Origin of the sequence: Promicromonospora sp. NPDC023987, assembly GCF_040639055.1 — a bacterium.
In the GTDB taxonomy this organism is placed as follows: domain Bacteria; phylum Actinomycetota; class Actinomycetes; order Actinomycetales; family Cellulomonadaceae; genus Promicromonospora.
In genome coordinates, this window is record NZ_JBEZZF010000082.1 from 1 (window position 1) to 22,501 (window position 22,501).

27 protein-coding genes and 1 riboswitch are annotated in these 22,501 nt (G+C 70.1%); of the genes, 14 read left to right on the forward strand and 13 right to left on the reverse strand.

All coding sequences use genetic code 11. The features are described from left to right. Positions 1-69: 69 nt before the first annotated feature. Positions 70-1,479 (reverse strand): PLP-dependent aminotransferase family protein, encoded by a 1,410-nt coding sequence (locus AB0F40_RS24260; protein WP_357473880.1) that lies wholly within the window; start codon positions 1,477-1,479, stop codon positions 70-72. Between AB0F40_RS24260 and AB0F40_RS24265 the strand changes: the two genes are divergently transcribed. Next, on the forward strand, positions 1,478-2,398 hold the full coding sequence (locus AB0F40_RS24265; protein WP_357473883.1) for a DMT family transporter: 921 nt from the start codon (positions 1,478-1,480) through the stop codon (positions 2,396-2,398). The genes AB0F40_RS24260 and AB0F40_RS24265 overlap by 2 nt on opposite strands. Positions 2,399-2,527: 129 nt before the next feature. Further along, positions 2,528-2,890 carry a DUF3817 domain-containing protein gene (locus AB0F40_RS24270; RefSeq protein ID WP_357473884.1) on the forward strand — a complete coding sequence of 121 codons (363 nt, stop codon included), beginning with the start codon at positions 2,528-2,530 and terminating at the stop codon, positions 2,888-2,890. 28 nt (positions 2,891-2,918) lie between these two features. Here AB0F40_RS24270 and AB0F40_RS24275 read toward each other — a convergent pair whose 3' ends face one another. Then, positions 2,919-4,274 carry a hypothetical protein gene (locus AB0F40_RS24275; protein WP_357473887.1) on the reverse strand — a complete coding sequence of 452 codons (1,356 nt, stop codon included), beginning with the start codon at positions 4,272-4,274 and terminating at the stop codon, positions 2,919-2,921. Then, on the reverse strand, positions 4,271-4,921 hold the full coding sequence (locus tag AB0F40_RS24280; protein WP_357473889.1) for a SigE family RNA polymerase sigma factor: 651 nt from the start codon (positions 4,919-4,921) through the stop codon (positions 4,271-4,273). The genes AB0F40_RS24275 and AB0F40_RS24280 overlap by 4 nt, the downstream gene beginning before the upstream one ends. 146 nt (positions 4,922-5,067) lie before the next feature. Here AB0F40_RS24280 and AB0F40_RS24285 point away from each other — a divergent pair, with 146 nt between their 5' ends. Together AB0F40_RS24285 and AB0F40_RS24290 are read left to right on the forward strand one after the other, a co-directional pair. Continuing rightward, a complete protein-coding gene (locus tag AB0F40_RS24285; protein ID WP_357473892.1) occupies positions 5,068-5,574 on the forward strand; it encodes a VOC family protein in 507 nt (168 codons plus the stop codon). 38 nt (positions 5,575-5,612) lie between these two features. Then, on the forward strand, positions 5,613-6,431 hold the full coding sequence (locus AB0F40_RS24290) for a MerR family transcriptional regulator (RefSeq protein ID WP_357473895.1): 819 nt from the start codon (positions 5,613-5,615) through the stop codon (positions 6,429-6,431). 217 nt (positions 6,432-6,648) lie between these two features. Here the strand turns inward: AB0F40_RS24290 and AB0F40_RS24295 are convergent, their stop codons facing one another. Next, complete coding sequence (locus AB0F40_RS24295; RefSeq protein WP_357473897.1) at positions 6,649-6,825, reverse strand: hypothetical protein; 177 nt, start codon at positions 6,823-6,825, stop codon at positions 6,649-6,651. 27 nt (positions 6,826-6,852) lie between these two features. Between AB0F40_RS24295 and AB0F40_RS24300 the strand changes: the two genes are divergently transcribed. Then, positions 6,853-7,359 carry an FBP domain-containing protein gene (locus tag AB0F40_RS24300; protein WP_357473900.1) on the forward strand — a complete coding sequence of 169 codons (507 nt, stop codon included), beginning with the start codon at positions 6,853-6,855 and terminating at the stop codon, positions 7,357-7,359. Between the two features lie 93 nt (positions 7,360-7,452). Here the strand turns inward: AB0F40_RS24300 and AB0F40_RS24305 are convergent, their stop codons facing one another. After that, a complete protein-coding gene (locus AB0F40_RS24305) occupies positions 7,453-7,710 on the reverse strand; it encodes a hypothetical protein (protein WP_357473903.1) in 258 nt (85 codons plus the stop codon). 79 nt (positions 7,711-7,789) lie between these two features. Between AB0F40_RS24305 and AB0F40_RS24310 the strand changes: the two genes are divergently transcribed. Next, positions 7,790-8,308, forward strand: coding sequence for a DUF664 domain-containing protein (locus AB0F40_RS24310; RefSeq protein ID WP_357473906.1), 519 nt, complete (start codon positions 7,790-7,792; stop codon positions 8,306-8,308). Positions 8,309-8,320: 12 nt separating this feature from the next. Here AB0F40_RS24310 and AB0F40_RS24315 read toward each other — a convergent pair whose 3' ends face one another. Both AB0F40_RS24315 and AB0F40_RS24320 read right to left on the reverse strand, forming a co-directional pair. Next, the gene (locus AB0F40_RS24315; protein ID WP_357473908.1) at positions 8,321-8,722 is read right to left on the reverse strand and encodes a hypothetical protein; all 402 of its coding nucleotides are present in this window, start codon (positions 8,720-8,722) and stop codon (positions 8,321-8,323) included. Then, positions 8,719-9,342: a nucleotidyltransferase domain-containing protein gene (locus AB0F40_RS24320; RefSeq protein WP_357473911.1), complete on the reverse strand. Its 624-nt coding sequence runs from the start codon at positions 9,340-9,342 to the stop codon at positions 8,719-8,721. Before AB0F40_RS24320 ends, AB0F40_RS24315 begins: the two co-directional genes overlap by 4 nt. An 80-nt stretch (positions 9,343-9,422) precedes the next feature. Between AB0F40_RS24320 and AB0F40_RS24325 the strand changes: the two genes are divergently transcribed. Then, complete coding sequence (locus AB0F40_RS24325) at positions 9,423-10,199, forward strand: GH25 family lysozyme (protein WP_357473914.1); 777 nt, start codon at positions 9,423-9,425, stop codon at positions 10,197-10,199. A gap of 25 nt (positions 10,200-10,224) precedes the next feature. Here AB0F40_RS24325 and AB0F40_RS24330 read toward each other — a convergent pair whose 3' ends face one another. Continuing rightward, positions 10,225-10,743 carry a GNAT family N-acetyltransferase gene (locus tag AB0F40_RS24330; RefSeq protein WP_357473917.1) on the reverse strand — a complete coding sequence of 173 codons (519 nt, stop codon included), beginning with the start codon at positions 10,741-10,743 and terminating at the stop codon, positions 10,225-10,227. Between the two features lie 78 nt (positions 10,744-10,821). Then, positions 10,822-11,931: a crosslink repair DNA glycosylase YcaQ family protein gene (locus tag AB0F40_RS24335; protein ID WP_357473920.1), complete on the reverse strand. Its 1,110-nt coding sequence runs from the start codon at positions 11,929-11,931 to the stop codon at positions 10,822-10,824. A gap of 89 nt (positions 11,932-12,020) precedes the next feature. On the opposite strand from AB0F40_RS24335, the gene AB0F40_RS24340 reads away from it, so the two are divergent. The 4 genes from AB0F40_RS24340 (at position 12,021) to AB0F40_RS24355 (ending at position 15,326) form a co-directional block, all read left to right on the forward strand. After that, the gene (locus AB0F40_RS24340; protein WP_357473923.1) at positions 12,021-12,590 is read left to right on the forward strand and encodes a SigE family RNA polymerase sigma factor; all 570 of its coding nucleotides are present in this window, start codon (positions 12,021-12,023) and stop codon (positions 12,588-12,590) included. Positions 12,591-12,625: 35 nt separating this feature from the next. Further along, the gene (locus AB0F40_RS24345; RefSeq protein ID WP_357473925.1) at positions 12,626-13,765 is read left to right on the forward strand and encodes a PASTA domain-containing protein; all 1,140 of its coding nucleotides are present in this window, start codon (positions 12,626-12,628) and stop codon (positions 13,763-13,765) included. Between the two features lie 65 nt (positions 13,766-13,830). Beyond that, positions 13,831-14,277, forward strand: coding sequence for an SRPBCC family protein (locus tag AB0F40_RS24350; RefSeq protein ID WP_357473927.1), 447 nt, complete (start codon positions 13,831-13,833; stop codon positions 14,275-14,277). A gap of 347 nt (positions 14,278-14,624) precedes the next feature. Continuing rightward, on the forward strand, positions 14,625-15,326 hold the full coding sequence (locus AB0F40_RS24355) for an NlpC/P60 family protein (protein WP_357473929.1): 702 nt from the start codon (positions 14,625-14,627) through the stop codon (positions 15,324-15,326). Positions 15,327-15,408: 82 nt separating this feature from the next. Here AB0F40_RS24355 and AB0F40_RS24360 read toward each other — a convergent pair whose 3' ends face one another. Together AB0F40_RS24360 and AB0F40_RS24365 are read right to left on the reverse strand one after the other, a co-directional pair. Continuing rightward, a complete protein-coding gene (locus AB0F40_RS24360) occupies positions 15,409-16,470 on the reverse strand; it encodes a S8 family serine peptidase (RefSeq protein WP_357473932.1) in 1,062 nt (353 codons plus the stop codon). Positions 16,471-16,616: 146 nt separating this feature from the next. Further along, positions 16,617-17,405 (reverse strand): hypothetical protein, encoded by a 789-nt coding sequence (locus tag AB0F40_RS24365; RefSeq protein ID WP_357473934.1) that lies wholly within the window; start codon positions 17,403-17,405, stop codon positions 16,617-16,619. 270 nt (positions 17,406-17,675) lie between these two features. After that, positions 17,676-17,872: riboswitch (cyclic di-AMP (ydaO/yuaA leader) on the forward strand. Position 17,873: 1 nt separating this feature from the next. Here AB0F40_RS24365 and AB0F40_RS24370 point away from each other — a divergent pair. Continuing rightward, complete coding sequence (locus tag AB0F40_RS24370; protein WP_357473937.1) at positions 17,874-18,614, forward strand: C40 family peptidase; 741 nt, start codon at positions 17,874-17,876, stop codon at positions 18,612-18,614. Positions 18,615-18,995: 381 nt separating this feature from the next. Further along, positions 18,996-20,363 carry a potassium transporter TrkG gene (locus tag AB0F40_RS24375; RefSeq protein WP_357473940.1) on the forward strand — a complete coding sequence of 456 codons (1,368 nt, stop codon included), beginning with the start codon at positions 18,996-18,998 and terminating at the stop codon, positions 20,361-20,363. Positions 20,364-20,538: 175 nt separating this feature from the next. Here AB0F40_RS24375 and AB0F40_RS24380 read toward each other — a convergent pair whose 3' ends face one another. After that, entirely contained in the window at positions 20,539-20,808 is a 270-nt protein-coding gene (locus AB0F40_RS24380) for a GlsB/YeaQ/YmgE family stress response membrane protein (protein WP_357473943.1), read from the reverse strand. A 210-nt stretch (positions 20,809-21,018) separates the two neighbouring features. Here AB0F40_RS24380 and AB0F40_RS24385 point away from each other — a divergent pair, with 210 nt between their 5' ends. Beyond that, positions 21,019-21,876 (forward strand): ion transporter, encoded by an 858-nt coding sequence (locus AB0F40_RS24385; protein WP_357473946.1) that lies wholly within the window; start codon positions 21,019-21,021, stop codon positions 21,874-21,876. On the opposite strand, the gene AB0F40_RS24390 is transcribed toward AB0F40_RS24385, so the two are convergent. After that, the gene (locus AB0F40_RS24390) at positions 21,877-22,431 is read right to left on the reverse strand and encodes a class I tRNA ligase family protein (RefSeq protein WP_357473948.1); all 555 of its coding nucleotides are present in this window, start codon (positions 22,429-22,431) and stop codon (positions 21,877-21,879) included. Positions 22,432-22,501 lie beyond the last annotated feature (70 nt).

The following is a 22,501-nucleotide window of genomic DNA, read 5'->3' on the forward strand; positions in this document are numbered from 1 at the left end:
TCGTCGGTGGCATGGTTCGGCGTCCCGGACCATGCCAGATCGCATTCTCGAAGCGGACCAGCACAGGGGTCACGCTTGTCGCGCCAGCGCCTCCCCGATCACGCGCGCGCCCTCGGGGAACGCCCCCGGGTTGGGACCGGAGTAGTTCAGCCGCAGGTAAGCGCCGGTCGGCTCGGCCGGGAACCACTCGTCACCCGCCGCCACGATCACGCCGGCGGCCTCGCAGTCCCGGACCAGGCGGGCGACGTCGGTGGTGTCGGGGAACCGCAGCCACAGGTTCAGGCCGCCCTGGGGAACCGACTCGACGAGGGCATCCGGGACGTGCTCACGCAGCGCACCCAGCAGCAGGTCACGCCGGGCGGCGAGTTGCTGTCGCTGACCGCGCAGGTGGGTGCGCCAGGCGGGCTGGGTCACGACGTCCAGCGCGACGGCCTGCAGCATCCCGCTCACGTACATCGACTCGGCCTGGGCCCCGGCGAGGATCCGCTCCCGGGCGGGGCCCCGGGCGATCAGCCCGGACACGCGCACCGCCGGCGAGACGCTCTTGGTCAGCGAGCGCAGGTAGACCACATGCCCGCCGTCGTCCCGGGCGGCGATCGAGACCACGTCCTGGGTGATGCCGAAGTCGTGCGCCCAGTCGTCCTCGATGAGGTAGGCACTGTGCTCCCGCACCAGGCGGAGCACCTCGTCGGCCAGGTCGGGCGACCAGCGGGCGCCGGTCGGGTTGGCGAAGTTCGGCTGCGCATAGAAGGCGCGTGCCCCGGTCTGCGCGAAGGCGCGCGCGAGCTCGGCGGGGTCGGGGCCGCGGGGCCCGCTGGGTACGGGCACGAGCTGGACGCCCACCTGCTCCGCGGCGAGGATCGCGCCCCAGTAGGTGGGCGACTCGACCAGGAGCGGTCGTCCCACGCCGACCAGGGCGCGGAAGGTGGCGCTGAGGCTGGTCTGGCTGCCGGGGAAGACGACGACGTCGCTGGGTGCCGGCGGCGCGACCCCAGCGGGCGAGCCCGCTCCGAGCTCGGCCGCGAACCACGCCTGCAGGTCCGGGAGTCCCGCGGCGGGCGACCGGGTGACGGCCGTGTCGCTGCGCGCCGCACGGGTGAACGCGGCCCGGACCAGCCGTTCGGGCAGCAGCTCCCGGTCCGGGTAGCCCGAGTGCAGCGCGATCACGTCGTTCGGGTAGATGTGCAGGGCGGTGGCGAGCTGTTGCACGGGCTTGGGCCGCGGGCCGAGCGCCGCCGTCTGCCATCCGTGGTCGTGGGGGCGGGCGACCCGCACCGCCCGGACGAACGTCCCGACCCCCGGCCGCGTCTCCACGACTCCCTGGGACGTCAGCGCGCGCAGTGCCTTCTGCACGGTGACCGGGCTCGCCCCATACTGCGCCACGAGCGCCCGGCTGGACGGCAGCCGGGCGCCGGGCGCCGCCGTCGTCAGCCATTCGTGGAGGCCCTCGACAATCCGTGCACTGCTATCGTCATACATGACAAGCAACAGTAGCGCTACTCTCGACGCGGCGCCGCCGCTATCCGCCTCGCGCGCCGGCCTCTGGTGGGGGTTCCTCGGGGTCGCGGCCTTCTCGCTCACCCTCCCCTTCACCCGCATGGTGGTCGACGGCGGCGACATGTCCCCGCTGTTCGTGTCCTGCGGCCGAGCGGTCGTCGCCGCGGTGCTCGCGACCGTCGCGCTCGCGGTCACCCGGCAGCGCCTGCCCCGCGGTGCCCAGTGGGCCCGGCTCGCGATCGTCGCGGGCGGTGTGGTCGTCGGCTTCCCGATGCTCACCTCGTTCGCGCTCACGACAGCGTCGGCCAGCCACAGCGCCGTGGTGATCGCGTTGCTGCCAGCGGTGACGGCGGTGCTGGCGGTGCTCCGCGGGCACGAACGGCCGCGTCCGTCGTTCTGGGTGTTGGCCGCGCTGGGCGCCCTCGCGGCGGTCACCTTCGCCTCGATCCAGGGCGGCGGCCGCGGTGGGCTGCACGGGTCGGACCTGCTCCTGCTCGCCGCAGTCCTCGCCTGCGGCATCGGTTATGCGGAGGGCGGGCTGCTCGCCCGTGAGCTCGGCGCCTGGCAGACGATCTCCTGGGCGCTCGTGCTCGCCGGAGTGCCGATGGCGTTCGTCACCGGCGCCTCGATGATGCAGGATCCGCCGACGGGCACCCCGGTCGACTGGGCCCTGTTCGGCTACCTCGGGGTGGTGAGCATGTTCCTCGGCTTCTTCGCCTGGTACCGCGGCCTTGCTATCGGCCCGATGGCGCAGGTCAGCCAGGTGCAGCTGGTCCAGCCCGTGCTCACCATCTCCTGGGCCGCGCTGCTCCTGCACGAGCAGCTCACCTGGCCGACGATGCTCGGCGGAGCGGCGGTGATCGCTTGCGCGGGTATCGCGGTCCGCTCGCGTCTGCGCTGACCGAGGTCACCGTTCGGTCAGCCCGGCGCGCCGGCCGAGTGTGACCGACGGCGCCCGCTGACGGCTCGGGGCACCGTCCGGCGTCAGGCAGACTTGGAGAACACTCGCCTCGCCTCCGGAAGGTTCCACATGCCCGCGATGTCCCGCTTCGGCCGCCTGTTCGCCATCGTCGCCTGGATCGAGGCGTTCACCTGGGCCGGACTGCTGGTCGGGATGTTCCTCAAGTACGTCACCGAGACCACCGAGGCCGGGGTGTGGCTGTTCGGCCGGCTGCACGGCGGGGCGTTCGTGCTGTTCGTCGCGGTCACGCTGTTCGTAGCGGTCAAGCTGCGCTGGGGCTGGTTCCGGACGCTCGTGGCCCTGGCGTCGTCAATCCCGCCGCTGTTCACGCTGCTCGCCGAGTGGTGGCTCAAGCGGACGGGCTACCTCGCCGACCCCGGCGACCGCGATGCGGCAGCGCCAGAGCCGGCGGACCTGCAGCCCACTCGGTAGATCGGTCAGCCCGCGCCGACCCTCGGGGTCATTCCTCCGACGCAAACTCCTCGGGATGGTGCTCCCGGTATGTCAGCGCCTTCTCCGAGCTGAGGTACGGGCCGTCGATCGCGATGGCGTACGGACCGGCCTCATACGTCGTTCTACCGTCCTTCGTCGTCGGCACCCCAGCCATGATCTGAATCTGCGCCCACGACTCGTCCTCGGCCATCGGCGTCGAGCAGAGTTCGCCGAGCACCCGGGCCTCGTCGAGGCTCACCTCCTGCGAGATCGTGACAGTGGCGACACCATCCGGATCTCCTTCCAGGGTCAGCGGGTCGCCGACCGACGCCACCCCGGCGTCGCGAGCACACTGCGCCCACTCGTGGCTGGCCACGAGCTGCCCGACCGGAACCGAGGCCGGACCCGTCGCAGCCTCGGCCTCCGTACGCGCCTCGGACATCGATCGCTCCGCCGCGACAAAAGCGTCCGAGCCCTCGGGAACGGCCTCGACGGGTTCCTGCGCCAGGATCGTGCGGAAGGACTCGTCGCCGAAGCGTGTCCTGTGCACCTCCTCGAGCGGCATCTGCAAACCCAGGTCGTAGATGATCCGCTCGTCGAACCGGCGCATGCCCTCGTCGTCGGACTCATCGACGAATGTCAGGCCGGCGCCCCGACGGCCGCGGCTGTCGTCGATCTCACCGACCGCCGTGGCGCCGGGCAGCCCGGACAGCACGTCCCACACCGCGTTGCGGACGGCAGGCGGTGCGGGTGAGTACATGAGCAGGTCGACCCCGTTCATCCACACGTACGCGTCCTCGGTGACCGACCAGCTCCCGACCCGGTGGTAGCGCCCGCGCAGGAATGCGTCGAGCTGCTCCGGCTCCGTCGGCAGGGCGTAGATCTCGGACCAGGAGAGCGTGAAGACGATCTCGTCGGGCAGGGCCTGCGTGGCGGAGGAGCCGTCTTCGTGCCGGCTGAGCCGCTTGCCCGGCCGGTCGTTGCCGAACCAGTACTCATTCCGCTCTACCTCGAGCGGCCCGCCGACCGCTGTGGGCACCCGGTTCTCGCTCACCACGTGCCAGTAAGGCGCCTGCGTGAAGCCTTCCGCCGGGATCGGCGTCGACTGCACCGCGTCCACACCGTCCGACGTCGGCGCGACCGACGGCCCACCCGGCATCACCTCCGACGACGCCGCCCAGGGTCGCTCGGCCACCGCCCAGCCGCCACCGCCCAGAGCCAGCCCGACGACCAGCGCGAGGCTGCCCACCCGGGCGACCCTCCGCCGTCGGGCGATGGCGAAGACGCCCGAGGTGTCCACCGTGATCCGGGGCGCGATGCCGACCGCGTGCGATCGCAGATCGCCGCCGTACTGGTCGCTCGTCCACTCGTTCGTCTCGTTCATCGCGCACTCCTCCCGTTCGTCGTAGCTCCGGTGCCGGTGACGTCGCCCAGCTTCTCCCGCAGCCGGGCGAGCCCCCGCGACGCCGCCGACTTCACCGTCCCCACCGACACGCCGAGCGCATCGGCAACCTCGATCTCCGGAAGGCCCTCCAGGTACCGGAGCACGACGACGCGCCGCTGCTGCAGGCCGAGGGTCAGGAGCGCCCGCCTGAGCCGATCGCGTTCGGCATGGTGGTTGGCCACGGATGGGACCGCGTCGTCGGGCAAGCTCGCCGGCGCGGACAAGACCTCGCGGCGGTGCTTGCGCCAGTGGTCGATCCGCAAGTTGGTCAGAACCGTGCGCGCATACGCCAGCGGCTCACCCGTGCGGGCCTTCGCCCAGTGCTGCCACGTGCGCACGAACGCCTGCTGTACCAGCTCCTCGGCTCGGTGCTCGTCGCCGCACAGGAACCACGCAGTCCGCGAGAGTGGAGCGGCGGCCTCGGCCATGAAAGCGGTGAACTCTGCACGGGCATCCGGCGCGCCTGGGCCACCGGTGGCGCGCAGCCCGTCCGACGACGGGGGCGACACCACCACCCGCACCGGACCGCGTCCGAGATCTTCGCCGTCGGCAGGGCCCCCGCGCCCTCCGACCATCAATGTGCTCATACCTGGCTCACGGGGCACCTCGGTCAAAAGTTGATCGCTCCGGCAAAGTTCACGCGCGTACCGTCGCACGCCGGGCGCTTCTCGTGCCTCGCCGGAGTTCCCTCAGGGCTTGAACCTCACGTGGCGTGAGGGGTCAGGCTGACGGCATGACAGACACCTACCCTGCATTCGACATCAGCCCGGTCCCCGTTCCCGCGTTGGACGCCAAGGCCCCTGAGCTGTTCAGCGGCCTCTACGGCATGCCCATGTTCGTCACGGTGCCTACGGCAAACCTGGCCGCATCCGCGGACTTCTGGATCCGCGGCCTCGGCTTCTTCGAGCTCTTCTCCGCACCAGGCACGATCACCCACCTGCGCCGCTGGTCGTTCCAGGACGTCCTGCTGGTCCCTGCGGACCAGGCGGACGCCCCGCCCGCCCTGACGGTGAGCTTCTCGTGCGTGATGAGCCAGGTCGACGAGATCGCCACGGCCTGCGAAGATCTGCTGCCCGGCAGCACCACCGGCCCCCGGCAGACGCCGTGGAACTCGGTGGACCTGGAGGTGATCACGCCGGAGAACGCGCGGGTGATCATGACCGCGGCACGTCCCTGGGACCCGAGCAGCGTCGAGGCCCAGAACCTCCGGGACATCGGGATCGACGCACCTGCGGAGTGAGGCCGCGAACCTTCGGTCCTGCTGTGAGACTGGCCGCGATGACATGCGAGAGCACTGCCGACGCGGTGCCGTCGGACGGCCTGACCGTCGGCGGCGCCGCATCCGCCGTGGGCGTCACCGTGCGGACCCTGCACCACTGGGACGAGCTACGGCTGGCCCGTCCGTCCCAGCGCACCTCGGGCGGGCACCGGCTCTACGATGCCGCCGACGTCGCCCGGCTCCACCGGGTGCGCGTCTACCGGGAGCTTGGCGTGCCCCTCGCGGACATCGGCAACCTGCTGGACGCGCCGACCGACGACGTGGAACAGTCCCTGCGACGTCAGCTGGGCCTGGTCCGCGAGCACATCCGGCACCTGGAGCAGTCGGCGGAGGCGCTCGATCGCTTGATCGAGGCCCGCAGGTCCGGCCTCCTGCTCTCCCCCGAGGAACAGGTGGCCATCTTCGGCGAGAGCTGGCAGCCGTCGTGGCAGCACCAGGCCCGCGAACGCTGGGGCGACACCACCCAGTGGGCCCAGTCCGCAGAGCGCGCGGCGGAGCGGACCCCCGAGGACTGGCGCCGGATCACGGCGGAGGTCGAGGCGCTGCACGCCGACCTGGCCGTGGCCTTGCGGGAGGGCGTACGGCCGGGGGGTGAACGAGCGAACGCACTGGCCGAGCGGCACCGGTCATCGATCGGCGCCTACTTCGACTGCACCCACTCCATGCACGTCTGCCTGGGCCGGACCTACGTCGACGATCCCGGCTTCCGCACCTTCTTCGAGGGCCTCGAGCCCGGCCTGGCCGGTTGGCTCCAGGACGCCATCAACGCCAACGCCCGGGGCCACGGCGTGGACCCCGAGACCGCTATCTGGACCTGAGGCCGCACCGCGCCATGCTGTGCCGTGCTGTGCCGCAAAACACGTGTACCGCGCGGAGGCCCTGTCGTAGCATCGACGGGTCGGTTACCTGGCAAGACTGTCGACCGACTTACCGGACACACATGAGGAGCGAGAGATGCGGGAGTTCACCGCGGGGTGCGGGGTGGCCGTCTCGGCCTGCTCGGGCAACCGCCGGACCCGCGTCACGACTCTCTGATCAGACCCGGCAGCACGCCGCCTCGACCGCTTCCGCGGTCGCGCGCTGCGGTCGGACGTCGGAGGGCAGGCGCGGCATCGTCCCCTGCCCTGCCGCCCGTCGGCCCGGTGACCTGAACGCACGGGTGACCGAGGCGCCGTCGTGCACGCTCACGACGTAGAAGCCGGCCGGTGGCATCCGAACGACCGGAAGCCGAAAACCCTCATGAACCCTCTGACCGAGAAGCAGATCCGCGCGTCCCTCCAGAACGCGAGCAAGCGCGAGGCGGCACAGGCCACCCTGCCCGACCTCGGCGCCCTCGACTGGGCGCAGCTCGACTACCTCGGGTGGCACGACCGCAAGGCGCCGCTGTTCTCGTACGTCGTGCTGGAGCTCGACGGCGTACCGACCGGCATCCTGCTGCGCTCGTCCGACGCCAAGACCGGCCGCGCGCGCACCAAGGGTGTGTGCGCCTGGTGCGAGGACGTCGTCGTCACCGACGACGTCTCCCTGTACGTCGCCCGCAGGGGCGGCGCCTCGGGGCGCAACGGCAACACGATCGGCACGCTGATCTGCACCGAGTTCGGCTGCTCGCGGAACGTGCGACGCAAGCCGACGTTCACGGAGGCGGGCAACGACCCGGCCATGCGTGAGCTGATCATCGATCGTCGCGTCGCCGGTCTGCGCGAGCGGGCCGCGCGGTTCGTCGCAGAGGTCGGCAAGACGCGTTGACGAACGCGCCGGACGCACAGGTCCCGTAGACCTGTGCGTCCGTCAGGCGCACGTGTGGCTCTACTGCCGGGGACGGTGCGCACCACCGCCGGTTCATGCCGGCGCACCGGCCCCGGTCCGCAGGCGCGCGGCGGCCGCAATGGCCGCCTCGCACCACACCACGGCGGGCCGGTCGACGGCGCCGTGCACCACGATCTGCCGGCACAGCTCGCCCAGGCCCTCGGTCGCGGCACGCTCGGCATCGACCCCGGGAAACATCCGGCGCACGGAGAAGACGACGGCCCTGCGGTGGGCTGCCCACTCGGAGGGGTTCGAAGCGAGGCCGTAGGTCCTGCCCTTTGTCTGCGTCATGCACTACAGACGCGCCTACCGCACGGATGTCACAGCACTTCGGCGACGAGTTGTCAGTGCCTCGCAGTAGCCTCGCAGCGTGTCCCTCTCCGACCGTGAGCCACGCCTCGACTCCGCCGACCCGGCCGTCCTGTTCGCCGGCTACCTCGACTTCTACCGGCGTGCGGTGGAACGGAAGCTGCGGAGCCTGTCCGACGCCGACCTGCGCACCTCCCGGATCCCGTCCGGCTGGTCACCGCTCGAGCTGCTGATCCACCTGGTGCACATGGAGCAGCGCTGGTTCCGGTGGGGGTTTCTGGCGGAGCCGGTCGACCGCCCGTGGGGCGACAACGCGGATCAGCACCCAGACGGGCGCTGGGCCGTGCCCGACGGTGTCGGCCTGGACGAGCTGCTCCAGGCGCTGCACAGGGGCGGCACCACGACCAGCGACGTGCTCGCGACGCACTCCCTGGACGAGCACGCCGCGCTCGGCGGCCGGTTCACCCACGACCCACCGACGCTCGCGTGGATCTGCTTCCACGTGCTGCAGGAGTACGCCCGCCACGTGGGCCACCTGGACATCTCGGTCGAGCTGGCGAGCGGCGTGACGGGCGAGTAGCTTTGCCCCTGGTCAGGCCGCCGCGGCGATGCGAGCCGACTCCAGCAGCGCCTCCGCGGCACGTCGTGCGCGCTCTGCGTCGGTGGCGCTGACGGACTCGTGGTCGTACCCGGCCTTTGACTTCAGACTGAGCAGGGTTTTTAGTCGGTTTGAATGGACAGGGTCAACCTTCTTGAGAAGGGCGACCGCGTCCTCGTGCTGCGTGCTCTTCGACATCTCTGCAAGCCGCGCACAGCAGATGACATCCGCTGCTGCGATTCCCGCATGGACGCACATCGTCACGTATGCGTCAACGTAGTCGTCCTCCGCTTCTACGAGCGCGCGAAGGTTCTCTGCCCACTCGAGGAACTGCTCCGCCTTTCGCATCCGCCCGTCGCGCATCGCACGGCTACACGTGACTGTCCTCGGGCTCATCTGTGTCCCTTCGGCCCGAGACGTCGTCGCAGCCACTGACGATCGCCGACGATCAACTGTCCGTCGCGAAGAACCTCTTTGATCAAGCCCTCCTCGCTTCGACCCTCCAGCTCCTCCGCGCGGTAGGACACCGGGTTGCAGGTGTTCCCGGTCCAGCGGCGAACTGCGTCCGAGATCTCAGTGAGGCAGTACTCCCAGTCGTCGTCGGACATCCCCTCGTCGCGTACCAGGAAGAGATCGATATCGGAGTCGATCCGCATCTCGCCCCGGGTTGCAGAGCCAAAGAGCGCGATGAACGGCGCGCCTGGGATGGTCTCTTCCACCAGCCTGTCGAGACGCATGACCAGTTCGATCCGTAGCTCGGCAAGCATCCGGATCGGACGGGCAGCAAGATGATCCAGGTTGAGAGCGAAGGCCTTCGTTCGGCCGAGTATCGACTCCGAGACCACGCCCTGCCCCACAAGCCTCGCCAGGGTCTTACGCACGCCGGACAACGAATACTCCGGGACGACCTTCGCGATCGCGGGCGCGGTCAGCGGCGTCTCGACCTGTGCCAGCGCGAACAAGACGTCGCCGTCCAGCGCCGCGGTCACCGTACGGAACGGATGTTGGATCTGCATCGGGCCTCCTTCACTATAGTGAAGGTAGGTGCACTAAAGTGCGTTCGCAACTGCAAGAGATACCCGAGTACCCTCGGCCGATGACCCCCGCCCCTTCAGCCCGCTGGCGCGGTTCTCGCCGGTCAGCGCTTCGCACAGCCCTGTGGACGACGGCGGCCGCCGTCACCGTCCTGGTGCTGCTCGGCGTCCTGGTGGCGAACGGCGTCGTCTGGCCCAACCGGATCCTGTCCGCCCGGTACGACGTGCGGGGTGTCGACGTCGCGCACTACCAGGGTGCGATCGACTGGGACGTGCTGGCTGCGCAGGACCTCGACTTCGCGTGGATCAAGGCCACCGAGGGCTCGTCGCACACCGACCCGCGGTTCGCCGAGAACTGGGCGGGCGCCACGAAGACCGACCTGCTCGTCGGCGCGTACCACTTCATGAGCTTCGAGAGTCCCGGGGCCGACCAGGCCGCGCACCTCGCGGCCGAGGTGCCGGCCACCCCTGGCACGCTCCCGCCTGTCATCGACCTCGAGTTCTACGGCACGTATCTCGAGGACCAGCCGACGGCGGACGAGGTCCACGCGATCCTCGATCCGCTGATTGCGGGCATCGAGGAGCACTACGGCGCCGCGCCGATCGTGTATGCGACGACGGAGGCGTACGACCTGTATCTCGCCGACCGCTATCCGGACCTGCCCATCTGGATCCGTTCGGTGGCATGGGCGCCCCAGCTGTCGGACGGCCGTGCGTGGACGGTCTGGCAGTACTCGAACCGCGACCGGCTGCCCGGGTACGACGGCGTGGAGCCGTACATCGACATGAACGTGTTCGCGGGCACCCGCGAGCAGCTAGCGGCCCTCGCGCTCGACTGAGCTCAGCAGCCGACGGCACCGCGGCTCACGGCACCGGCATGGTGCCGACCAGGACACCCTCGCGGTCGACCACCTCGAAGCCGATCCGCTCCAGCGACCTGCGGGCCATGGGGTTTCTCGCCGTCGTGCGGGCGACCAGGCGCTCGGCGTCCATGGTCTGCGCCGCCGCGATCGCCCAGTACGCCACCTCGCCGGAGATGCCCTGCCCCCGGTACCGCTCGCCGAGCCAGAGGCCGACCTCTCGGCTCTTCGGGTCGTCGTCGACCAGCGCGAGCCGCGCGGCACCCACGATCCTGCCTCTGGCCTTGATCGCCCACGTCACCTCGGGAACCGGCGCCTGCCGGTTCACCCGGCACCGGCGGTGGTACTCCCGGAACGCGCCCTTGCGCGGCTCGGTCCACGTGGTGCGGGATTCCATGGCCGACTCCCCGGAGGTGGGCGGCATCACCTCGCCGGGCTGGGCCTCGGCCACGGCCAGGGTCAGAAGCTCTTCGAGCACGTCCTCGTCCACGGGAACCAGGTCGACCATCATCTGCGACGTCACCTCGCGGATGATAGTCGCATTTCGGGCCGGTTGGGACTGGTGAAACTTTCAACCACCTGACCTTGGATCAGGAGTGGCCTACGCGTCTCTCGCGTAGTCGATCCGGCCTAGCCCCAGCCACGAGGCGAGGCGCTCGACCTCGTCGTGCACCGCGTCCATCGTGGCCCCGTCGAACGGCAGGTCCTCGTGCACCCCGAAGACGTTCAGCACGCCCGCCTTGCGGTCCGCCTTGGCGTCGAGCTTTCCCACGAACCGCTCCCCGTGCAGGATCGGCAGCGCGAAGTAGCCCCAGCGCCGCTTGCCCTTCGGCTTGTACATCTCGAGCAGGTACTCGTAGTCGAACAGGTCGAGGAGACGGGGCCGGTCCGCGGCTATCGCATCGAACGGGGACAACAGGGCGGTGCGGGGCTCGAACTCGTCGTCCGCCCGTTCCAGCAGCTCCGGATCGACCCGCCACTCACCGTCGACCCCCTCGACCTCGACCGCCTCGCCGGGCAGGTCCACCCACCACGCGCCGTCCCCCGATCGGCCCTGCACCCGTTTGCGGGCGATGCCCTCGGCGGCCAGGCGCCGCTCCACACGCTCGCGCAGCGCCTGCTCCAGCGGGACCGCCTCGGCCTGCGGGTACGCACGCTCCGCGAGGTCCCACAACCGCTGCCTGCCCTTGCGCCCCACGATCGCGAGCCTGCCCTGCATGTTCAGCGCCTCGAGCAGCTCGGCCACGCTGCGCCGGCTGCTCCACCCCTCGGCACCCCAGGTGTACGGCACCCGGGCCGTGTCCGGCACGTCCTTGGCGAGCACCGGCCCCTCGGCCTCGATCAGCTCCAGCACCTCCCGCTCGAAGCCGGCGTTGTCGGCGAGCCATTGGCGCAGTGTCTCGTTCTGGGGCCAGCGACCCATCTGCTCCAGGTAGAGGGGCAGGTCGCTCATCGGCCGCACGGTCCCGCGCAGCTGGAACAGCATGCGGTCGGCGATCGCGTCGTCGACGGCGCCCTGCCAGTAAGCGCTGCCGAGCCGCGACCAGGAGATGAGGTCGGCCGCGGGCGCCAGCGCCGACGTCGGGTCCACCGGGAGGAACGTCAGGTCCTCCACGAGGTTCACCAGGTCGACCGACCGTCGGGCATCGAGCAGCTGGGCGCGGAGCGCGATACGGCGTGCCTGCCGCACGGTGAGCCGATGGGTGGCCATGCAGCGAGGATACGGAGGGACACCCACATGTTTCCGCCGAGCGGCCCACTCAACCTTCCGGGGTCCTGGACCGTGAAAGAGGTATGAGCATGCCAATGGTCGCGGGACGTTCGAGCCCTGACAAGGTCGAAGCGGTCGACGTCGTGGTGGTGGCGGACCGGGACGTCGAGTTCGCCGGCTTCATGTCCCGGTCGACCCCCGCCCTGGCCCGCACCGCCTGGTTGCTGTGCTGCGACACCCACCTGGCCGAAGAGCTGGTCCAGCAAGCCCTCGTGAAGACCTACCTGGCCTGGCCGAAGGCTCGGCAGGGCGAACCGCTCGCCTACGCCCGACGCGTCCTGGCCAACCTTCGGATCGACAGGTGGCGCCGCCGACGGCGGGAGGTCCTCATGGCCTCCGACACCCTGCCCGACCAGAAGGACGGCAGCCAGAGCCTGGCGGACCAGCACGCGGAGCGCGACCGACTGTCCCGCGCGCTGATGCTCCTGCCCACCAAGCAGCGCCGGATCGTGGTGCTCCGGCATCTCGAGGGCCTCACGGAGCGCGAGGTCGCCGACGCGGTGGGTGTCTCGATCGGCACGGTGAAGTCCACCGCGTCACGCGGTATCGCCCGCCTGCGCGAGGTGCTCGAGGCCGAGGACGCGGCGGGCAGGCCATGAACCACGGCGAACACCATCAGCGAGAGGAGCGGGTCATGAACAACGACGAGCAGTTCGCGGAAGTTCTGCGCAGGCAGGTCGACCAGGTCGCGCCGGAGATCTCCGTCGACGTCACGCGGGTCGTCCCCGCTGCCCGACGTCGGCGGGCCACCCGGGTCGGCGGCGTCACCCTGGCCATGGGCCTGGTGCTCGGCGGCGGGGCCTGGGCCGCAACGACCATGGACGCCCCGGGCGTCGCCCTGCCCGGTGGCTCGATGACGGTGGACGCAGAACCGTCGCCGAAGCCGAGCGGGCCGCCCATCACGTCGAGCGAGGGCGAGCCCTTGACCGAGCTGCCCACCTACCCGGCCATGGAACCGGTGGTACCACCCGACGGTTGGCGGGACGCGACGTACTTCCATGTCGTGACCCGGGGCCTACCGAGCCAGACCGGCGGGGAGTCCGGGCCCGAGGCGCCGCTGGGCAGCAGGCTGGGTAGCGAGAGCTGGTACGGCAACGGTGTGAGCTTCGAGCTCACCACGGACGGCCCCGCACTGATGGCCATCGGCGACCACATCAACATCGATGGGCACACCCTCACCTACACCTGGGCGGACATGGCAGCGCTGCCGACCGATCCGGGGCCCCTGCACGACGCCCTGCTCAGCCGTTACTCCCCCGGCGAACGCGAGGAGGCGGTGCGCGACGCCGCTGCCCGCCTGGCCACCCAGGCACCGGCCTCCCCGGAGCTGCGGGCCGCGGCGTGGGAGCTGCTCACGAGCCTTGCCGGCGTCGAGGTCAAGCAGGACGTCCGTGACTCGGAGAACCGCCAGGGCACCGCAGCGACGTACCAGTACGGCGACGCCGACAGGGTGCGGACCGTGATCTATGACGAGGCCAGGAACCTGCCGCTCGAGACGCAGGACACGAAGCACGGCACGGACGTCTATCTGACGACCGAGTTCACCGACCTCCCCGACGAGGTCGCCGACAGCGCCATCGAGATCCCCGACTTCACTGCGATGACCATCGAGGACGCCGGGGTCGCCTGCCAGCAGGCGCACCTCACCTGCACGTTCGAGGACACCGCGTCGGACACTGTGCCGGAGGGGGCGGTCATCTCGTCCGACCCGGCGGCCGGCGCACTGGTCACCTGGGGCGCCGTGGTGACACTCCAGCTGTCCACTGGTCCCTGACCTGGCAGTTCACCGTGGGCCTCAGGCTGCGCCGGCTGCTCTCCAGCCCGCGTAGCCTGGGACCCGTGGCCCATGCCTACCGCACCAGCACCCAGATCGAGGCGCCTGCCGACGTCGTCTGGCAGGTGCTGTCCGACGTCGAGCGCATGCCCACCTGGACCACCTCCATGACGGCCGTGACCCTTCTCGGCCCCGAGACGAGGATCGCCGTCGGTTCCCACGTCGAGATCCAGCAGCCTGGCCTGCCCACGGCTACCTGGGAGGTCGACGGCCTCGTCGAGGGCCGCGGATTCTCCTGGTCGAGCACCACCCCGGGCGTCCGCACGGGGGCAGCACACCAGATCGCCCCGGTGTCCGACGCCGCGTGCGAGGTGACACTGGTGATGGCGCAGAGCGGCATGCTCGCCGGGCTGACCAACCTGGTGCTGGGCACCAAGGCGCGCGAGCTCGTGGACACGGAGCTGGCCGGCCTGAAGACCGAGTCCGAGCTCCGAGCGCGGGGCGGGGGCTGACACGCCGTCCGTGACCGGCGTGTCACATCATTTCTTCCGGTGTTTTTTCATGTCTGCCAGATGCCATTTCACTGTGAAGAATGCCCCTTACGCTGGCCAAAGGCGTCTGGTCAAAAGTTACGCACCTTTCGGGCACGCTGATACTTCACGACAACTGTTATCTGATCGAGACAAGGCGTTAACCCGTATGTAGCGTCGGATCCGTTGTGCCACCGGAGGCACGACCTCGGGCCCCATTCCCCCAGTTCGGTACGGGCACCGTGCAACCGGCGACTTGGAGAACCTCGGTGAGTACCACCGTCCGACGCGGTCGACACCGCGCCGATCATGCTCCTAGCACTCCCCTGATGACCGTGACCCGCACCGCAGCCCGCTCGGGCGCAGTGATCGCGGCATCGTCCGGACTTCTCGCGACGGCATTCGCGCCCAGCGCACACGCCGTCATGGGAGACGGTTCGAACCGCTTGGCAAGCGTCGACATGACCGCACTGACCCAGGACGCCCGCAAGGAGCTCGCGGCTGCCCCGGCGGTACAGGTAGCGACCGACGCCAAGCTCAACATCGAGAGCAAGGCCGTCACGGTCACCCCCGCTCCCGAACCAGAGCCCGAGCCAGAGCCCGAGCCAGAGCCCGTGGTGGACACCACCACCTCTCCCGAGACGCAAGCCGCGGTCGCGGAGGCCGAGCCGGCCACCCCGGACTACGCGTCCGACGGGTCCATCGGTGCCCAGGCCGTGGCGATCGCCATGCAGTACCTCGGCATCGCCTACACGTACGGTGGTGAGTCCCCCGGCACGGGATTCGACTGCTCGGGCCTGATCAAGTACGTCTACGCCCAGCTCGGCGTCGAACTGCCGCACTCGTCGTCCTCGATGGTGGCCTCCGGCTACCAGGTCGCGACGCCGATCCCTGGCGACATCGTGTGGACCCAGGGCCACGTCTCCCTCTACGCGGGTGACGGCATGGTGGTCGAGGCGGCCAACTACGGCACGCCGGTGCGCCACACCGCCCAGTGGCAGGACTACGCGGTCTACATCCGCCCCTACTGACGGACGCCCTCTGGGTCGTGGGCGTGATCCTTGCGCCCCGGCGCCCGTCCAGGCGCAACGATCACGCCCACAACCCAGGAGGTCAGTAGGCGACCGCGGCCGCCGCGTCCACGATGCCGTACCCGTACAGCGGGGTCCACACACCGACGAGGCCCAGGAGCGGGTCACGCGAGGTGTCGAGGATCGCGCTCTCGACCTCCTCCATGGTCCGGCCCTGCCCATAGAGCAGTGCAGCGACGCCGGCCACGTGCGGCGTCGCCATCGACGTGCCCGCGTAGGAGTCGTAGCTGCCGCCGGCACAGGTGTCCGATCCGGTTCCCACAGGGACCGTGGACCAGACGTCGCCGTCGCAACCGTTCAGGCCGCCCGAACCCCCGGGCGCCGAGACGCTCTTCAGGTCGAGCTTGATCGGAAGCTCCGAGTAGTAGGAGTGCACGCCTGCCGAGTCGGTCGCCCCGACGCAGATGGCGACGCTGGTGAACGCCGGGTCGCTGCACAGCGGGGTCGACGAGTTGCCGGCCGCCGCGACCGTGAGCACCCCCTGCTCGCGCGCGTACGCGATGGCATCGCGCATCAGGGTGTCGACGCCGATGATCGTCAGCAGCTGCCCGCCCGGCGCCGTGCCGAGGGAGAGGTTGATGACGTCAGCGCCGTTGTCAGCGGCCCAGCGGATGCCGTCCGCGATGTCCTGCGACGATCCTGAGCCCGCCTCGAGCACCTTGACCGGGAGCACCTTCGCGCCCGGTGCCACGCCCGCGACCCCGATGCCGTTGTCGGTGGCCGCGGCGACGATGCCCGCCACGTGCGTGCCGTGCTCGTCTCCGTCGTTCCTGCCGTCGGGGCCACGGAAGTCCCCCTCACCGCACGGACGGACGTCCGCACAGCCGGCAAAGGTGGCGCCCGACAAAAGCTGGCCCGCCAGATCGGGCTGGTCGAAGTCGACACCCGTGTCGACCACTGCCACCACCGCGCCTTCGCCGGTGGCACCCGCCCAGGCGGCCTCTGCGTTGATCTGGTCCAGGCCCCACTGCTTGTCCCGGAGGGGATCGCTCGTCGCGGCCTGTGCACCTGGCGCCACAGCGACGAGCGTTGCCACGGTAAGTACCGCGGACGCGGCGACGCCGACGACTGACATCCTGTTCATAAGAGCCCCCATTGCTCGCACGGGGGCTGGATTACCCCCGAACCGGGCCAAACCTAGGGGTATCGGACAGGCGCAGAACAGGGTAGACGCCGCGTAGCGGGTGAAATTTACACAATCGCAATCAGTAGTGGCGCGGACTGCCAGCTTCAGGCCCAGGCCTCTGAGAGCTCGCCCTCGTCCGAGGCTTCCCTGGAGAGCCGGAGTGCTGCGATCGTCGCTCCGAGCAGGAGGGCGACCACCCAGGCACCGAGCTGGTGCCCGTCGGACACGACGGCCGCCGAGGCGAGCTCGTCCACGACGATGCCGGCCGCGGAGAGCGGGTCCGCTGTGAGCGCTGAGCCGGGCCAGATGTTCTCCTGCACGGCCATGAGGGCCGGACCGGCCGCCTGGAGGACCCAGACGACCCCTGCGGCGGGCAGCCAGCCCAGGAGCTCGATGGGCTTCGTGTCCACGGCGAGACCGAACGCGATGCCGAGCGCCACCGCGAAGATCCACCAGGTGCCGGTGGGGGACACCAGGTTCCCCGGGAGCAGCCCCCAGAGCCAGCCGTCGAGGAGCACCACCGGCAGAGCGAGCGTCAGACCGCGCAGGGCTGCCGGTCCGAGGACCGTCAGGAGGCCGGCCGCGAGCCCGACCGCCCCGGCGACCCCGGTGATGACGACCATCCCGAGCGGCACGGCGTCGCCGGGCACACTCCCCCGCATCGAGAGCCACCAGGAGACTCCGACCGTGGCCGCCATGGCCACGAGGGTGCCTGTGAGCGCAGCGCCGGCCCCCGCTCTCGCCGACGCCGGCAGACCGGCCGCGACCCCGCCGAGGAGACCGCCGAACAGGGCCATGACGGCCAGCCCGACCACCGCGTCGTCGGCGACGAACGGCAGGGGCAGAAAGCCTCCACCGGCCGCTGTCGCAGCCTCCGAAATGCCGGTGACCACGTATAACGCCTGAAGAAGCCAGGGCAAGAAGCCACCGACCCACCATGCGACGGCACTGATGAGAAGCACCCACCAGGGGGAGACGCGGTACGCACTTTCGGACATGCGGCCGAACGGTAGCGGATGTGTGTGATGTCGGTCATAACCGCTGAAGACCGGAACGACGTAAATCTGCGTCTTCGTTGGGTCAGACCGTAATGCGTAACCCGATCGTGACTTTTCCCGTGAACGTGTGTACTTTGACTTCTGCTCCCCCGCAACGGTGGAGCCGTGCGCCGGACGCCGAATCCTGTCACCGGTTCACGACCAGACGTTCGAGACAGGAGCGGGGGACCCACTTCCCGGGCGACAGCGACATCGTCGTCCTCGGGGTGAAGCCGGACGGAACCCCCCAGTAGCCGTGCGGCCGGGTGTGTACTCCTACCCGAACCCGACAGCTGACCTCGCAGGCGGTACAGGAGACATTAGGTGACGAACTCCATTCGCGGCCGGCATCGTGACAGCCGGCCGGCCATGACACCGCTGACCATTCTTGCTCGTACCGCCACGGAGAACGCCGGCACCGTCGCCCGCCGTGGCGCCATCGCCGCAGCTGCAGGTGGCGTTCTGATCTCGACCATCGCGACGACGGCCCACGCGGCCCCGGCGATGGACCTCAAGACCGACGTGAAGACCGCGAAGCTCAACTCGGTCGACCTCAACTCCCTCACCGCGGTCGCCAAGCAGGCCGTCGTGAACGCCCCCACCGTGACCGTCCCGGCCGATGCAAAGATGCCGACCGAGATGGAAGCCCTGGGTACCTCGTCGGACGGTAAGAAGGGCAGCAAGGGGGACGAAGGCCCTGCCGTCGTCTCGGTCGACGCTCCGGACCCGGTCCCGGTCGGCCAGCAGGCCATCAACATCGCCTTCAACTACCTCGGCATCACCTACGTGCTGGGCGGTAACTCGCCGGCCGAGGGCATGGACTGCTCCGGCCTGATCCAGTACGTGTACGCGCAGCTCGGCGTGAACCTGCCGCACTCGTCCGGTGCGATGCTCAGCTCCGGCTACCAGGTGACCTACCCGGAGCCCGGCGACATCGTCTGGACGCCCGGCCACGTGGCCCTCTACGCGGGCGACGGCATGATCATCGAGGCCTGGGCCGCTGGCATGCCGGTGCGCTACACCGAGATGTGGCAGAACAGCCCGACGTTCATCCGCGTCGTCTGAGCCGTAGGTGCAGCGCAGGGTGTGGGCCGAGGTACGAGGCACGCGCCCGGAGCGGAACCGCAGGCTCAGACGATACGAGTAGGGCCTGAGCCGTAGGTGCAGCGCAGGGTGTGGGCCGAGGTACGAGGCACGCGCCCGGAGCGGAACCGCAGGCTCAGACGATACGAGTAGAGCCTGAGCCGTAGGGCCAAGCCGCAGGGCCTGAGCCGTAGGACCAGCAGTTCACCGCGAGGCGCCGCCTCCGCGCCGGGTTTCCGCCCGGCGCCGGAGGCGGCGCCTTCCGCGTTCCCGCGTCGATGACGGGCTAACGTAGCGGCCGGGCGTCAGGCGGCGCCGGTACACGACCGTGACGTACGACGAACGAAAGCCGACGGTAGCCAGATGCGGTTCAGCAGCCCCGCGGGTCGTGAGGGCGGGCGGGGTGCGGCACTGCGGCGTCGGCCCGGCCAGCTCGTGATCGCCGGCTTCGTCGGTGCCATCGCGGTGGGCACGCTGCTCCTGCTGCTCCCGGTCGCGGCGTCCGGTGAGCCGGCCACGTTCATGGAGGCGCTGTTCACGGCGACGTCGGCCGTGTGCGTCACGGGCCTGATCGTCACGGACACACCGGTGTTCTGGTCAGGGTTCGGCGAGGCGGTCATCCTGGTGCTCATCCAGATCGGCGGCCTGGGGGTCATGACCGTCGCCTCGCTGCTCGGCGTCCTGGTCTCGCGGCGCCTGGACCTGAGCTCGCGACTGGTCGCCGCGGCGTCGACCCGGACGGTGAGCCTCGGTGACGTACGCAGGACCCTGGTCCGCGTCGTCATCCTCGCGCTGGTCATCGAGGCCATCGTCGCGATGGTGCTGACGGTGCGCTTCGTCGTCGCCTACGACGAGCCGCTCGGCCGAGCGCTCTGGCACGGCGTGTTCCACGCCGTCTCGGGGTACAACAACGCCGGCTTCGCCCTGTTCTCGCTGTCGCTCATGGACTTCGTGGCCGACCCGTGGATCGTCCTGCCGATCTGCCTCGCCACGATCGTGGGCGGGCTCGGCCTGCCAGTGGTCATCGAGGTCCTGCGCGAGCGCGTGCGCCCGGCACGCTGGAGCGTCCACACCAAGATCACGCTGCTGATGACGGCGCTGCTGCTGGTGGGCGGCGCCCTGTTCTTCCTCGTGGCCGAGTGGGACAACGCGGCCACCATGGGCAGCCTCGACACCGGCGGCCGGGTCCTGGCGTCGTTCACGCAGTCGGTCCAGGCCCGCACCGCCGGGTTCAACTCGGTGAGCACCGGCGACATGCACACGGAGACCTGGCTCGGCACGATCATCCTCATGTTCATCGGCGGCGGCTCCGGAGGAACGGCCGGCGGCATCAAGGTGACGACTTTCGCGGTGCTCGCCGTCGTGATCTGGTCCGAGCTGCGTGGCGACCCGGACGCCACGGTCTTCGACCGCCGCATCTCGCCCGCCACCCAGCGGCAGGCCCTCACCCTGGCCCTGCTCGCGGTCGCGATAGTGGTCCTCCCCACCCTGTGGATGACGGCGCTCTCGCCGTTCACGGTGGACCAGATCCTGTTCGAGGTGACGTCGGCGTTCACCACCACCGGTCTGTCCACGGGGATCACCGCGCAGCTCGCCTGGTACCACCAGGTGGTGCTCGTCGTGCTGATGTTCATCGGTCGGCTCGGGCCGATCACCCTCGGCACCGCGCTCGCCCTGCGTGCCCGTGGCCGCCTGTACCGACTGCCGGAGAGCGCCCCGATCATCGGCTGACGGCTACGGAGCGGACCAGCGTGATCGTGGCCGACGGCGCGGCGTCCGGGACTGGTTCGTCCGGTCCGGCCGGGACGACGGCGGGGAGTGCCGCCTGCCGTACACGCAGCCGCGGCCGCGCCGATCAACGACGTCAGGAGGACGACGGTGCCGGCGCGGCCGCGGGATGCCGCGATCAAGCGGTCTTACGGCGCCCGAAGATCGCCTGGACGATCAGGATCACGATGATCGCGCCGAGCACCGAGAAGAGCCAGCTCTCCCATGACCAGAATTCGGCCGAGGCATCGACACCGAAGATCACGCTGCCCAGCCAGCCACCGAGAAATGCTCCGAGCACACCGAGAAGCAGCGTGAGCCAGAAGCCGCCCGGCTGCTTACCCGGGATGACGATGCGGGCGATCACGCCCGCGATGAGTCCGAGGATGAGAAACGCTAACCAGCCCATGACGTTTTCCTCCAGATTGGTATGGCTTGCTTGCGCACTACCTCAGCACTGATTGGGTTGACCTGCCACCGGACCCGCCGAATCACTCCCATATCCGGACATTGTGCCCAGCCGGTCCGCTGCACACCGTCGCGCTACAGTTCGCCCGGGCAAGGGCCTGAGGCAGGACCGGAGCAAGGACTCCGGGCACGTGACAGCGAGGGGAACCGCATGAACCAGGCGATCGGCACACCGGCCGAGCCACGGCTCGAACCACGGGGCTGGCGGGAACGGCTACGCGTCTTCCTCGACCAGAGGTGGTTCGTCAACGTCGTGCTCGCGGTGATCCTGGCGAACGCTCTGGTCCTGGGCGCCGAGACCATGGTGGACGGAGCCGCGCTCGACGTCCTGGTCGCGATCGACCACACCATGCTCGGCTTCTTCGTGCTTGAGCTGCTCCTGCGGATCGTCGCCAACGGTCGGCGGTTCTTCCGTGACCCGTGGAACCTGTTCGACCTCGCCGTCGTCGGCATCGCGGTGCTCCCGGCGAGCGAGTCCCTGTCCGCGCTGCGCGCGCTGCGGGTGCTCCGCGTGCTGCGCGTGATCACGGTGGTGCCGTCGCTGCGTCGCGTCGTCGACGGCCTGCTGCGGGCCGTGCCGGGCATGGGCGCCGTCGGCGCACTGCTGGTGCTGGTCATGTACGTGTCGGCGGTCATCGCGACCGGCCTCTTCGGCGAGTCCTCGGAGGAGTACTTCGGCAACCTGGGGATCTCGCTGTTCACGCTCTTCCAGGCCATGACGGGCGAGGCGTGGCCGGACATCGCCCGCACGGTGATGGTGGCCCACCCGTGGGCCTGGATCTTCTTCGTGCTCTACATCCTGGTGGTCAGCTTCGCGGTGCTGAACCTGTTCATCGCCGTCATCGTCAACGGCATGGAGGAGATCTCCGAGGAGGAGCGCAAGGACGACGAGCAGAAGGACGAGCGGCTCGACGCCCTGGCCGCGCAGAACCGGGAGATCCTCGTCGAGCTCCGCTCCCTGCGCGCGAAGCTCGACGAGGACGGCGGCGGGGCCGACGCGACGCGGTAGCTACCCCAGCACCACGTTGACCAGGTGCGGCGGTCGCACCACCACCCGCCGCACCATCCGTTCTCCCACGGCCCGGGTGACGGCCGGCCGCGCCAGGGCGTTCCGCTCCAGGTCCGCCGCCGCGACGTCGGCCGGCACCGAGAGGCGGTCCCGCACCTTGCCGTCGACCTGGACCACCGCTTCCACCTCCGTCGTCACCAGGAGTGCCGGGTCCACCGCCGGCCAGGGCTGCGCCGCGACCGGCGTCGTGCGCCCCAGCCGCTGCCACAGGTCCTGGGCGGTCTGCGGTGCGAACAGGCTCAGCAGCACGGCTGTGGCCGCGACGGCCTCCCGGTACGTCCCGGCGTCCACGCCGCCGCCCGACGCCGCCCGCCGCACCTCGCCCACCAGGCTCATCAGCCGCGCGACGGCGACGTTGAAGCGCCCGGCGTCGACCAGCCCGTCGACGTCGTGCACCGTGCGATGTACCGCGCGGCGCAGGGCATCGGTGCCGCTGCTGCCGCTGTCGGGCGAGCCGACCGTTGGTCGAGCTTGTCGGGTGCCGGGTGTGGTCATGGCTGTTGTGAATAAGCGGACCGCGCAACAAGGTCTGGGTCGCGTGTGGAGGGGGGGTCTGGGGGGTGGA